The sequence below is a fragment of the Methylobacterium sp. CB376 genome, assembly GCF_029714205.1.
Classification (GTDB): Bacteria; Pseudomonadota; Alphaproteobacteria; order Rhizobiales; family Beijerinckiaceae; genus Methylobacterium.
The window spans coordinates 1,661,690-1,674,745 of record NZ_CP121648.1 but is presented as its reverse complement, the minus strand read 5'-3'; the positions used below and the strand labels follow the sequence as shown (position 1 = coordinate 1,674,745).

9 protein-coding genes are annotated in these 13,056 nt (G+C 59.3%); 1 reads left to right on the top strand and 8 read right to left on the bottom strand.

Annotated elements, in window-relative coordinates; all coding sequences use genetic code 11:
- Positions 1–454: 454 nt before the first annotated feature.
- From QA634_RS07535 to QA634_RS07515, 5 genes are all read right to left on the bottom strand, one after another.
- A complete protein-coding gene (locus QA634_RS07535) occupies positions 455–2,002 on the bottom strand; it encodes a DUF6538 domain-containing protein (RefSeq protein ID WP_012331405.1) in 1,548 nt (515 codons plus the stop codon).
- A gap of 283 nt (positions 2,003–2,285) precedes the next feature.
- Positions 2,286–3,530, bottom strand: a complete 1,245-nt coding sequence (locus QA634_RS07530) for a hypothetical protein (protein ID WP_012331404.1) — start codon at positions 3,528–3,530, stop codon at positions 2,286–2,288.
- Between the two features lie 102 nt (positions 3,531–3,632).
- Complete coding sequence (locus tag QA634_RS07525) at positions 3,633–4,454, bottom strand: ParB/RepB/Spo0J family partition protein (RefSeq protein ID WP_265576557.1); 822 nt, start codon at positions 4,452–4,454, stop codon at positions 3,633–3,635.
- 11 nt (positions 4,455–4,465) lie between these two features.
- Positions 4,466–4,981, bottom strand: a complete 516-nt coding sequence (locus tag QA634_RS07520) for a hypothetical protein (protein WP_265576556.1) — start codon at positions 4,979–4,981, stop codon at positions 4,466–4,468.
- Positions 4,982–5,241: 260 nt separating this feature from the next.
- A complete protein-coding gene (locus QA634_RS07515) occupies positions 5,242–5,943 on the bottom strand; it encodes a recombinase family protein (RefSeq protein ID WP_012331401.1) in 702 nt (233 codons plus the stop codon).
- A gap of 366 nt (positions 5,944–6,309) precedes the next feature.
- Here QA634_RS07515 and QA634_RS07510 point away from each other — a divergent pair, with 366 nt between their 5' ends.
- The gene (locus QA634_RS07510; RefSeq protein WP_445928382.1) at positions 6,310–7,092 is read left to right on the top strand and encodes an ABC transporter substrate-binding protein; all 783 of its coding nucleotides are present in this window, start codon (positions 6,310–6,312) and stop codon (positions 7,090–7,092) included.
- Between the two features lie 1,826 nt (positions 7,093–8,918).
- Here QA634_RS07510 and QA634_RS07505 read toward each other — a convergent pair.
- The 3 genes from QA634_RS07505 to QA634_RS07495 all read right to left on the bottom strand — a co-directional run bounded on the left by QA634_RS07505 (position 8,919) and on the right by QA634_RS07495 (position 11,734).
- Positions 8,919–10,508 carry a tyrosine-type recombinase/integrase gene (locus QA634_RS07505; RefSeq protein ID WP_012331397.1) on the bottom strand — a complete coding sequence of 530 codons (1,590 nt, stop codon included), beginning with the start codon at positions 10,506–10,508 and terminating at the stop codon, positions 8,919–8,921.
- Positions 10,509–10,637: 129 nt separating this feature from the next.
- On the bottom strand, positions 10,638–11,168 hold the full coding sequence (locus tag QA634_RS07500) for a transposase (protein WP_012331396.1): 531 nt from the start codon (positions 11,166–11,168) through the stop codon (positions 10,638–10,640).
- 47 nt (positions 11,169–11,215) lie between these two features.
- On the bottom strand, positions 11,216–11,734 hold the full coding sequence (locus QA634_RS07495) for a winged helix-turn-helix domain-containing protein (RefSeq protein ID WP_012331395.1): 519 nt from the start codon (positions 11,732–11,734) through the stop codon (positions 11,216–11,218).
- Positions 11,735–13,056 lie beyond the last annotated feature (1,322 nt).

Sequence of the window (13,056 nt, the reverse complement as noted above, 5' to 3'; positions counted from 1 at the left end):
AGCAGCTGCGCGACCAATGTCCAATTCTGAATCCGGAGGAGAGCGACCGGAATGGAAACGTCGAGCCGACGCCGCCAATCGAATTATGGAAGCTTATTTTCGGTTCTTGGCCGGGGGGTAGTGCCGGTTTCCGGTGCATAGGCTAACTAATACCGCCGCGCGTCCGCGTTGACGCGTTCTCAACGCAGGCCAGACCTCGGCGCAGCATGGTTCCTGCTGACGGATCAGGGCAAAGGCGCGCCGGTATAACGTCGTGATCGTTTCGGTTGCAACGATCACGGCTCTCGAGTTCTTGATGTGTCGTGCTCCCTTGCGTCCAAAAGGAATCCAATCTGCCTAGAAGCGCTCCAGCCAAATCTGACATCCTCTCACCAGGAATAAATCCCGAACCTGATGCTCTGCGGATCTTGAATATCGGGCATGGTGTTACAAGCATCTACTCTTGCTCGCCCGGCTAAACATCAAGGTAGATTGCCGGAATCTTCATCAGCTCGCGCCGCATTGCCGACATCTCGAACTCGCCGTACCGATCCGCGACCGTACGACTGCCGTGGCCCGTGATCGCGTTCACGATATCCGGTGCCAACCCATGCCGCCGTCCAAGCGTCTTCAACCGGTGCCGCCAGGAGTGGTTCGGAGCAAGGCGTTCATCCGTCAGACCAAGGCTGCGAACCCACCGGCCCAGCACCTTCGTGCCTGTGCCGCCTCGCTTGCCAAACTTATCCGGCTTCAGCTTAGGAAAAAGTGGTCCCGAGCCGACGCTCAGGACGTACTCAAGAAAGCCGCTCTCTAGTACAGCTTGATGCAAAGGCACCGCTCGCTCCGAGCTGGCCGTCTTCAACGGACCTGCCTCAGGATCGAACCTCATGCACCAGACGTCCTCGATCTGACACACGTCCTGGACCCGAAGCTGGCTTACCTCCGAGACCCGCGCGCCGGAGTAGGCGCACAGCCACGGGACCCATCGCAGAGCGGGATCCCTTTGTGTCAGTGCCGCTCTGAGGACGATCGCAGCCTCCTCGTCCGTGAAGCTGCGGATCGTCTCTGACGCCTTCCGCTTCACGTCCATGCTGATCCGCTCGGCCGGGTTGCTCGCCAGCCGCCGGTTGTCTGCAGCCCACTGGAAGATGGCGCGCAGCACCACCAGCTTGCCATCGCTGATCGTTTTCGGCGCCAGGCCCTTCGCGATCAGCGCCTCCTTCCAGCGTTGCACGTCGTCAGGCGTTACCCGTCCCGCGTCCTCGTGGTCGAGGAAGGAGACGAACTGCGTCATGACGCGCGTCCATTCGTAGAGCGTCTTCTCCGCTGGACGCTTCTCCGCCGCCCATCCCTTCACAAGTTCGCCAAAACTGACCGGCGGTCGAGCAGCAGCCACATGCAGGGGAGAGATCGGTGCGGTTACGACATCACTCAGCCGCACTCCATTGAACTCGCCTCGGGCATGTCGGGCCAGCGTGAGACTGGCCCGCTGAACTGCCGCGGCCACAGCCTTCGCAAGCCTCTCTCGGCTGATATCGTCGACGGTCAGCCCATGCTTCCCCAGCACCGTCCCGGCCGTCTGCACGCACCAGGTTTCCAACTCCCGGACGCGCCATTGATCCGGATTGATCCGGCCATTCACAAGCTCGCCAAGTAGCGTCTGCGCTCCAACCGGGGCAGGCGGCGCCCAGAGCTTGTCGGCGAGGCCGACAGGCCAGAAGCTTTGCTCGCTCGGGTTCGCGCGGTGGGTCTCCAACCACCAATCGTGGACCTTGCAGGCCAGCCCATGCGCCTCGACCTCGGTCAGGCTGCGTGGTCCCGACCGGAGGCCAGCCCACTGCTGCTCCAGCTTCAGGAGCTCCTCGGCGCACCGCTTCCTGGCCTCCGCCGGATCCTTCGTCTGCAGGCTGAGGGTCACCTCCCGCTTGCCTACGGCGGCCACGAGGTCGGCCGGTACGCGCTTGCGCAGCCAGTAGACACCGGAGCGGGGATGGAGCTGAGGCCGGGACATCGGGAGGACCATGTGTAGCACCGCTGTGTAGCACGCGGGCTCGCCTAACCACATGATCTGCTTGAAGCTTTTGGAGGCTCAACCACTTGGGGAGTGGTTGGTGCCCAGGAGAGGACTATACGCTCAAGCCTCCGCAGCATTGATTTACAAGGGTTTTTTGGCTCTGGCCGTTGCAGTTGTTGAACACCCACGTTGAACTCAATGCTGAGCTGGATGCAAGCCTCCTTCGCTATGAGTGCCCGCCAGCAATAGACGTCAGGTTCGCATGGGCCCGCTGGTAGCCCGTGGTGACGGTTTACCGACCCTCGCCCGAAATCAAAGGTGGGGAGGCTTCACGGTCCTGCTCTATGACGGTCTCGCTTTCGCCCGCTGAAAGCGGACGCTTCGGGGATAGCAATGTCGGAGAAAAGGCAGAGCGGTCCCATATCTCATAAGGCCCGGGAACGAGGCTGATGCCCGCAGCAAAGCTTCCAGTAGCACTGAACTTCGAACGTGTTTCATATGTCTCGGTCTCCGTATCGAAAAGCACCTCCTCCAACACCACCTCAAGGCCACAGATGGGATGGTTTGTTCCTGGTGCAGCAAGATTATCACCCACACCTATCAGTTTACCCCAAAGATAATGTTCGTTGCCTAAAGGTCCCTTGGGCGTATTGTACTTTGGGCTTTGCAGAAGCGCGCGCCACTCCTCATCAAGGTCTATCATCGACAGCACAGCTGAGCGCAAGTGCGCGGCAGTCTTAATAAGGTTTTTTCCTGCTGGTTCATGCAACTTACCAGCATTAGCGAAACCATGCTCAAATTGGTCACTCACATTCTTGGCGGCACGATGGCAATCTTTGTCGTCGTTAAACACTAATTTTACTCGTGCAGTATCATCAAGGTACTTTTCTAGGCTTAATCGGCCGCCCTGCTCATAACCCCACTGCAAGCCCAAATCTTCGGGGCGCATATTGTTCACCGAGGCGTAATGCCTCCAGCTGGCAGTCTTTAAAGCTTCGGCGCCCATAAACAAATGAGACATTGCGAGAAGTTCATGCCCTTGCTTCCAGTCCTTTAAAGCTTCACAATATTGCAAAATAGCCCGCGATAGACGGTCTTTTTCAACATGCCTATGATGAGCTTCAATAAATGCAGTCGCCAAACCAACATTTACAAATCGAGAACACAAACAGACCTGGTCTGGAGGCAGCAATCTTTGGAAGTAATCTCTTTCGGAGACTCCTGGCGTAACTTCATAGACGACTTCTGGCTCAATATAGGATACAAATGCATTGAAGAGAAAGCTTATGAGATTAGCGATGTCACGGCCAGCATTTGTAAAGCCCGATGCAGCTTCTTTAAGTTCTGGCGCTGGTCCGATAACGTCCAAACACATCTCGCCCGGAACTGCAGCCGCAAAGCCTCGTTCGCTGTAGCGCGTTGCGAACATCATTACGATTGGCGTGCCATCAAGCGAATAATTTACAGTCAGACACTCATCACGTCTAAATAAGACCGAAGCCGCACCCCGAGCAGATATATGGAATAGCTTCTGCATATGACCCTCGCTTTATAGGCTGCCCAACGACAACGTATATCAAATCACCACGAACCGCTGATGCCTGTACATTCTGCACACCCTAGGGAGTATACAGGCAGGTCAGAAGTCGGGGTTCTCATCATCAGGGTCACCAACGAAGCCAGCAAGCTCCTGATGCAAATCGTTCAGCTTCCTTCCGAAGTACGCTGCGAGTGCCATCGCAGCAATCTCAGGGTTCGTGGATAGCTTGTTCCCGAACGCCTTTTGTAGCCGGTCAGCATATTGGTCCGCCTGAGCCTGCTTCCATTGGTCAATATCGTCTTGCGGCATAGACGATGAATTGCCTTTGGCAGCGTTGAACGCTTGCCACCAGCGAGGATGATTGACCACATCTGCACCCAACTGCCTCTTGACCCTCCGCATGGTCGCGACTTGGGAGGATGCCACACCAGCGGCTGCTGCTGTATCGGCCTTGCTGTAAAGACCCATCAGAACAAGACGCCATGCATAGTTCTGACGCTCTTGAGAGTTCATGGATAGTTTGGCCTTTGAGTTGGCCTTGCCGCTCTCAAGGACAGCCTCATCCAGGGTGCCACCGAAGTACCTTACTGGGATACCTGCTGTCTTCTCAGCAGTCCTATATGCCTCATAACGGTGGTGACCATCGATGAGGTATATGTCACCTCCGACACGGATGACTGTCAGAGGCTCAAGCACGTCGAACGCTTTGATAGCCCGTACCAAATCGCTGATGTGCTTCTCACTGGTGCCACGCTGTTGAAAGAGGTTAGGCTCTAGCTTGATGCCATCCAGCGGAAGTTCTGATGGCATCGCCCTAGGCAGCACCTCAGCAGCAGCCTTCTCCTTCAACTTCTTCAGAATGGTGACAGCTTCAAGCTCCTGAACAGGTTCAGACGGGCTCACAGTAGCGTGCTCTGCCATTAACTCACTCATCACCGCAGCTCCTCCAGGGCCTTATGGAAGTCCTGGCGAGCGTTCTCTCGCTCCTGCCTGTCCTTCTCCTCAAGCCTCGCCATGTGCGTCCCTGCGCCCCCGAATGCCTCTGCGAGCCACTGCCCCATCACGACGATGGCCCGTGGCGGCACCTCCTTGTAGACGCGCTTCACCGACCCGCTCTCGTCGTCCCAGTAGGTCCCAACGTTCATGTCCGTGAGGCCTCGAGCCCTCCTGACAAGCTGCGCCCGGAAGCCAGCGTCAGACCGGAACCGTCTAGGCTCCGCCTCCAGCAGGAGGAACATGGCCAGTGCAGTCTCAACGACCGCCTTGGGCTCCACATCGGCCGCCAGCTTCAGCACCTCCTGCGCAGCACGTCGCTCGAATGCGTAGCCCACCTGTCCCCGATGGTAGCCGTCCACGATACGCTGAGCGTGGCTGACGATGGTGGCCCAGCGTGCCTCCAACTGCCCCCACAGGGGGCTCTCCTTGTTCTTCTCGACCCGACCCCTCACGAGGCGCCTGTACGAGCCCAGGACGGCCTCCGTGACTCCGACCTGGTCAATCGCCCCATGCCTGCGTAGGCGCGCCTTGTGGGCCTTACAGTAAAGGCTAAACCGTGACGCAGCCGGGGATGAACAACCCGGTGCGCGACACACTCTCGACATTCATACTCCTGAGATTAGTGACCGTCCCATGAGAGACAGTAAGGCAATTATATGAGCAGATGCGGGCAGAGTTATGGCGGATAGACGCTCGCGTAGCCTACTTATACCTATTGCACCGCATTGAGAGTCTTAATCTTCTCCAAAGCCCGAGACACTTGCATCGATGACCACTCACCGCCTCGTGCAGTCGGTATCCCGCGCTCGTTCAGAGCCCTGGCAATTGCTCCAAGCGATGTGACGCCGGCTGCCTTGAGTTCAGCAATCATGGGAGCGAGGTCAGCCGCCCGACCATTGGCCTTAAGCGTCCTGGCTGCCCTCCCAGCAGCCCGTGTGGCGTCAGGCATGACCACACCGCGGTCTCCTCCGAGCTTCGTCCCGCGGGCCTTGGCGGCTTGCAGCGCGGCCTTGGTGCGACTCGCAATCATGCCGGCCTCCAACTCAGCTACAGCAGCCATCTGCTGAAGTAGGAAGCGTCCCGTGGGGCCTTCAATCTCAGGAAGGTCACAGAACCTCACTTCAACACCAGCCTCCAGCAGACGATGAAGGAAGGCAGATGAACGAGTGAGGCGCGAGACATTGGCAACAATCAAGGGGATGCGGTGGAGGCGAGCAGTGGCAAGAGCACGCTCCAGTTCAGGGCGGTCACTCCTGCGGCCACTCTCCACCTCGACGAACTCGGCCTTGATTGTCCAGTCACCGCCATTGAGGTAGCGCCTGACAGCTTCCTTCTGCGCCTCCAGCCCAAGCCCAGAGGCGCCCTGCCGAGCCGTGCTGACGCGGTAGTAGGCCACGAAGCCACCCTGAGCCATCACACCCTCACACTCCAGTCAACGAGCGTTGACTATATTGATATAGACTCCTTGGCTGTGCGTCAAGGTCGAAGGCAAGTGGATAGCCAGTGCGCTCGCGAGCCGATATGATGCTGACCCATCGAATAAGAGCCAACGATGTTGTACGGCCCAGTAAGGCTCATGAGGCGACGAGATGTCCTGCGTGGCGTCGCAGCAAGTGCACCGTCATTAATCCTGCCGTCGCGAGTAGTCGCCCAAGTTAGCCGCAGCAAGCCCGCCAGGGTTGCTTTTCTAACGGCCTCTTCGTCCCGCCGCACCTATCTTCTGGCCGCTCTACGGCGTGGCCTTGCAGAAGCAGGCTATGTCGAGGGCGAGAACCTGCTGTTGGAAGCTCGCTTCGCGGAGAACCAACCTGACAAGATGCCGGCCCTCGTCGCTGAGCTATTGACTTGGCAGCCCGACGTAATCGTCGCCTCCGGAACTACAGCGGCCCTGGCCGTTCGCGAGGCAAGCTCTACAGTCGCTCTCGTCTTTGCCGCTGTTTCGACTCCCAAACTCCTAGGATTGTCCGACATCCGCCCTCGGCTTGGGCAAAGGTCTACCGGCCTTACATCGCAGAACACTGACCTGGTGGCGAAGCGAGTTGACCTCCTCAAGGAGTTGGTTCCCGGTTTACGGTACGCTGCGTTCGTCTATCATCGTGAGGACATCTCGAACGTAGCGAGTGCACGGTTGCTCATGTCAGGGGAGGTAACTTCGGGCCTCCAACTCAAAGTGCTCTCCTTCGGAGACGCTGATGAGGCGAAGCGGGTTCTGGAAGAAGCGAGAGCGAGCGGGGCAGAGGCGGCGCTTGTGGGATCGGGGCTTACTGTCGGCTTCTATGTCCCTATCGCTGATGTGGCGACACGATTGCGCCTGCCGACTTTGGCGAGTGAACGAAGCTACCCTGAGCAGGGCGGTCTCAGTTCCTACGCAACGAACTTCGCCGACCAGTTGCGACGGGCAGCCTTCTACGTGGATCGTATCCTCAAGGGAGCAGCGCCCGAGACTATGCCGATTGAGCAACCGACAAGCTTCGAGTTCATCATCAATATGCGAACGGCGCGCGCTCTCGGCATTGATGTCGCTCCCGCGCTCGTCGCCCGTGCCAGTGAGTTGATCGAGTGAGTGACGCCGCCTTGCACGCTCCCACTGATGCACCTGCTCGAATGCATCCCGACCGGCTGAAAGGCCGCCTTGCGCAACAAGGGGGTGCACCCACACGGTATCGCGCGAGGGGGGGCCACGGGGGACTTCAGGCCAACGCTCGTCTGTCGATGCCGTTTCAGGTATCTGCCAAGAACATTTGGACCCTCTAACTTCCCCGCTCGCTTGCTTGGGGGGCGGCAGCCTGGACCTCTGAACGGCCGTCTACGGTCAATCCTGACGACTTTAAAGGCCATCTAGTGGTGGGGGTGACTACCCTCCCCCATTAGATGCTCTTCTATAGCTCTCATCAACTCAGATGACTTAATCTCATCGACTAAGCGCCTGATTTCGGCCAGTTCCTCGGGAGACGCTGGGAGGGACATAGTGTCAGCCATGTCGGCTATCACTTCAGCCCGAGCTATCTCTCGGTTGATAGCTTCCTTGACAGCAGCATCTACAGGCCCTTCCTCATGCAGCATGTCCCAATAGATGGACATCAAATCTATGAGTCGATGAGCCAGATGCGTGAGTTTAGACGGGCTGAGATGCATCTTGATGTTGATTGCGCTACTTAAAACTTCGACCCAGGCCCGCAATGCGAGCCGGCTTAGATATGGTGGATAGCCACTCTGGTTCAACAACAGATTTAACAGTAAGGTCCGGTCAAGCTTCTGGAGAGATACTGTCCAGCCATTGCTTGAGCACCTTGGCCTGCCGCTCCCTGGCGCCCTTCAGCAGCTCGCTCAGGGCCTCCCGCTCCACGACAGTCATCATCAGGTGGCCGCCCTTACCGGTAGGAATGAAGCTGTAGCCCCAAGCGTCTTCGCTGAGGGCTTCCTGGCGGCGATGCCGAGCTGTGTCAGGGTGCCAGCCGATAGCCTGCCAGCGTCCTGTTCGACCAGCCAGAGGTGGCCCTGAGCGGCCACTGAGCGGACCCTGAAGGACTTCCTGAGCCCCTCGCTTCCCTCGGTAGCCATCCTTCTCTCGTTACGTGGAGGCTTATGCGAACGGGACGCCTCGCGCATGAGGACCAGCAGGGTGAAAGGAGGCCGCCCTTGAGGAGCGGCCTGAAGTTGAGGATGGGGTTGGGGGAACCCCCGAAGAGTCCTGCCGCGCTGCGGTCGCGACGCGGAGGAGCATCCACACCGTGTCATGCTGCGGGATGCTCCACTTGACCCGATGGGACTCCGCCTACATCAGCCGGTCCTGCTAGGGCGGGTGGGTTCTTGTCGTCGCATCCTGAGACATTGCGAATGGGTTGGCTGCGCACGCCATCAGGGCGCCCGACCTAGGCGTCGTATTGTGGCCGAGGTCCACTCCAGTCCGGCCAAGTCTCGACGTTCGCGCTACCGCACGCTTTGCATCGTAGGTGCCGGGCGACGTCCCTCACAGGCATAGTCGCAGGCCACCGGTCGAGCGGCATGGAGATGCTGTGGCCACATTTCATACAGTCGAGCCAGACACCGCACGCTTCAGTCTGGCGGGCCTGTTCGACTGTGAACCAAGCTTGATTGTTCATCATTCCTCTGTGGGCATCATCAGACTCAACGTGGCGGGGCACGGCTGGTTCGAGTGTACGATTGGTCTGAAAGGTAAGGCAGAGTACCCCGTGAGGACCGAACATTCTAGCCGGGCATCCATGCCTCTGCATTAAGACAAATCAATCCGCGCTGCCCGTACTCGCGGCAGAGACCCTCCGAAGGTCCGCTATGCCGCTGTCAGCGTCCCTTCGTCGAGAGCATATCGGGTGGCTCTTCAGAGTCGGAAGCGGTCCTTGCGAACGTCAAGCTTGCTGAGTTCACGCCCTAACACTTCGGAATAGGGATGCGGGACACAGCTTCGTGCATGGTCGCCAGCGTCACCGTGCCGTAAGCCTTGGCTACGCTCCCGGGTGCGTGTCCAACAATGGCATCGGCCACACTGTCCTCAATCCTGGCAGCCCGCGCGAGTGTCTTGAAGCGGTGCCTCCAGGCGTGTGACGGGTCTTTGCGGTGCTGCCGCCCAACCTGCAAGCCAAGCCCCTGCACCCACGTTGCTACGTTCTTGGCGACAATCTTGTGTGAAGGCTTCTTCGCGTCTGTCCTGCGCCTCACTGGGTTGTAGAACAGAGGCCCCTTCTTGCCCTTCACGAACTCCAAGAACCCAGCATCGATCACGCCAGGGTGGAGGGGGATGACGCGTTCCGAGTTCAGGTTCTTCAGCGACCCAGCCTCCGCCGTGATGCATAGGGCAGGAATGCCATCCTGAACTATCACGTCCTCTGCACGAAGCTGTGCCATCTCCCCCACGCGAGCCCCTGAAGCCGCACAAAGGAGCGGAAGCCAACGAATGTAGGGCCGCGTCTCCTTCGCGGCGGCCTGTAGGATCGCAGCAGCCTCGCCATCATCGAAGCCAAGCATCTGCTCGCCGGCCTGCATCTTCTGACGCACAGCCACGCCTGTCGCAGGGTTGGACCTGACACGAACGTTCTCAACGCCCCAGGTGAAGGCAACACGCAGGGCTGCGAGCTTACTGTCGTTGATCGTCTTCGGTGCGCCTCCCGCTGCCACGAGCGTATCCTTCCAGGCCACGACGTCAGCCTTCGTTACTCGCCCAGCATCGTCCTTGCCGATGAAGGCTAGGAATGCCTCACAGTGCTTGCGCCACTGATCGACCGTGCTCTGAGAAGGTTTCCGCTCCTTCGCCCACCCATCAAATAGGTCTAGAAGGCTGACGGCCGTGGCCTTACTTGATGATGTCTGGAAATCAGGAAAGCGACTCACGTCAGGGTCTGGCCTGTAGTCGCCTTGGGCATGTCTCATCAACACAAGCCCAGCCTGACGAAGCGCCGCTAGGAGCTCTTGATTGAGTCTCGCTCTGCTGTCTGCGTCGATGTTCAGCGCATGCTTAGCGAGAACCATGTCTGAGAAGCCACCAACTCGCTCCTCAATGCTTCTCGCCTGCTTCTCCTCGGCAGAGCCAATCATCAGCGCCGAGCGGCCATACTGACCGGACTCTGCCCGTAGATTATCGACCTCAACACGAAGCCACCGCTCAGGTGCCCCAGGATCGTCCTCCAGAGCCGTTTTCAATGCGGTGTAAGCCTCACCAGCCAGAGCCACCGTTTGCCTCTGTGTGAGTCTCTGTGGCCCTTCACGGACCGAACGCCAGACCTTCTCCAAGTACGCCACAGCGACAGCCTGCCGCGCCTTCGCAACCGCCGGGTCACGGGTGCGCAGTGACGTGCGAACGTCCGTGGCCTTGTCCGAGATGACGAGGTGCGCCTCCCCCTCCCCTATCGGGATGGAGAGCCTCATACCGCGCACCTTCGCGGCTACGTCCGCCGGGATGCGCTGAACCAGCTGGTGGAAGGAGGAGCCTGAACGCCTCATTGGGCGGGCCATCTGAAGGGGCATGTTGAACGCATCTGTTGAACAGTCAGATGCCAGCTAACCCATTCAGATTACAATGCTTGGGGAGGCTCAACCACTTAGCGAGTGGTTGGTGCCCAGGAGAGGACTGGACGTCTCTCCGGATAATGTCAATCAGATCAAGGCTTTAGCGAGTCCCTGAATACGTCGTGTGTAGCACGCCTGTGTGACACGCGGAATACCCCGCAGTTCGTTTCCGAGTTTCTCCTCTCGCACAGCCATTCTGCTGACGACCTGATCACGCCGTATCGCCGGACATGCCAGGCCCCTCACGGGCTCCGAGCCTCCACCGCTAATCAGGCGGGGTGGGGACCGCCGGATCAAGCGCCGAAGGGCATCGGCAACGAGGGTGAGGTTAGGCGGGAGCGTGACCGCGCGCGGGTCGTGCCAGCCCGCGCCATCCAGCACCAGGACAGCGTGGGTGTCGGACGGAAGGGCGGCGGCGAAGTCAGCCAGGAAGCGGTCCATGGCTTGAGTGCAGACGCGCGGCAGCACGAGGGCGAAGTCCTCACCGGTGGCGGGCCGCACGGCCGCGAAGATGTAGGCCGAAGCGAAGCGCTTGTCGCACAGCCCGGGCGGGCGCTGGCCACGGATCCACCAGCGATGACCGGTCCGGCCTTTCTGACCGACACGGGCCTCGTCCATGAACCAGAGTGCCAGTGTCTGGTCCGGATGGGCTGCGGCTGCCGCCGCTAGGGCGGTGCGAAGCCCCCTTTGGCGAAGGCGGCCGCGGCGCGGGCGTCCCGCTTGGGGTGAACGGGCCTGGCCTTCTGCTTCGACAGGCCGAGCCGACGCACGACCCGCGACATGGATTGCGGGCACATGGTCTTGTCGAACCGCTCCTCGATGAAGCGGCAGAGGTCTGGCAGAGTCCAGCTCGACGGCTCCCCTCGCTCGGGATCGGGCCCGACCAGGATCCGATGCACCAGCACCGCCTGCTCGCCCTCGCTGAGGATCTCTCGCCTGTGGCCGTGCGGACGATCCACCAGCCCGGCCAGCCCCGCGGCATTGAACCGGATCACTGCGTCGCGCAGGGCCTGCCGCTCCATCCCGGCCGCCCGGGCCGCGTCGGCGCGGCTCATGCCTTCCAGCGCGTTGGCCACGGCCAGGAGGCGCTGCATCGTGCGTCGGCGGGGCTCGCGCCGAGCCAAGCGACGCAACTCGGCGGGGCTCGCAAGGTCGGTGCCGATCGTTAGGCCCGGTCGTGCCATGGCGGCCTCCTGGTGCACGCGCAGCAGGCCAGCACGGACGCGCCTCACAACCAACTCACGTTCGAGTCACCGGCGAAGCGCGGCGGTATTAGAGCTCCTAACACAACTGCCCTTCGCGCCTGCTAACCAATTGAGATCGCAGGGGAGAGGACGGCTTGGATAGAGGCTCTTATATAGGCGGTCTGCATCGCTTGGCTCGTTCCCCCCTTGACATGGGGCCCCAGCCCGTAAGACAAATCATGAGCAGCATTACTCGAAAATATCCGCGAACATAATAAACTTGGCTGCGTGCATGTGGGCTGGCGTCTCTCTTGATTTTCCTCGTAGGCTTGATGCTTAAAACTCGCTTGCCGCCTGCATGGTCGAGGTAACTTCCAGGGCTGAGGCCGCAGACCCGAACGTTGAACGATCCGAGCCCACGACCGGAGCAACGACACCTCATTAGGATCTGGGTGATACTTTCGACCATGACCGGCCCAATGACGCCAGGGGAAAGCGGGTTGAGGTGTGCTCATCCGAGGCGGAATTTAATCAATGATAATGCGTAATTACACGCGGTACATCAACGTGCCCGGCCGATGAGCAAGTATAAGAAATTAACGGGAATGGATGAATAAGCCTACGAATTATCAAAATGAACGAATTAGTTATAGGACGCTAGCAATCTGCACGTCCGATTCAGGATAAGGGCGACGGGTCGGATCGGGCAATCCAGGGAGATGACACATGGCATCCTCGTCCGCAAAATTCAAACTAGAAAATAGGCTGCTGCTCGCAGTTCTAGCTATCGCATCATGCTGGCCGCTTAATGCGAGTGCAGCTTTGAGATGGACCACTCCACCAGGCCGCTACCCCCAATTGGAGGCTCGCTCAGACGAGCCCGAGAGCGATGCCAGCTTTAGAGCGCGCTGTCGGAACTTGGACAAGATAGATTTAAGAGTTGGAGCTGCGGAGCAGGTCGGCAATGGAAAGGGTGAAAATGTTAGACTTCGTATGAAGAGCGGGCACCACGTGGCTCGCCTACGAGGAGTGTCCGAGAGAAGTATCGATTACGAAATGACGCTTGGAACGGAGCTTGTGACAAGAGTCAAAAGCAGAGACCCAGTGTTCATCGTTTTACGCACAGGGTCGCCCATCCAATTGAGCGGATCTGTTGAGCGACCTACAACCTGGGGCGTTCGCGGCGCGCGGGGGGCTGTTGTACGGTTCTTGACAGCTTGCCGAAGACGGCCCGGATAGACCAAAACGACACTAATCTTAATGTTCAGCAATTACGCGCTTTAGCGGAACCTAGATGATGTAACGGGCGCGCTGAACACCTG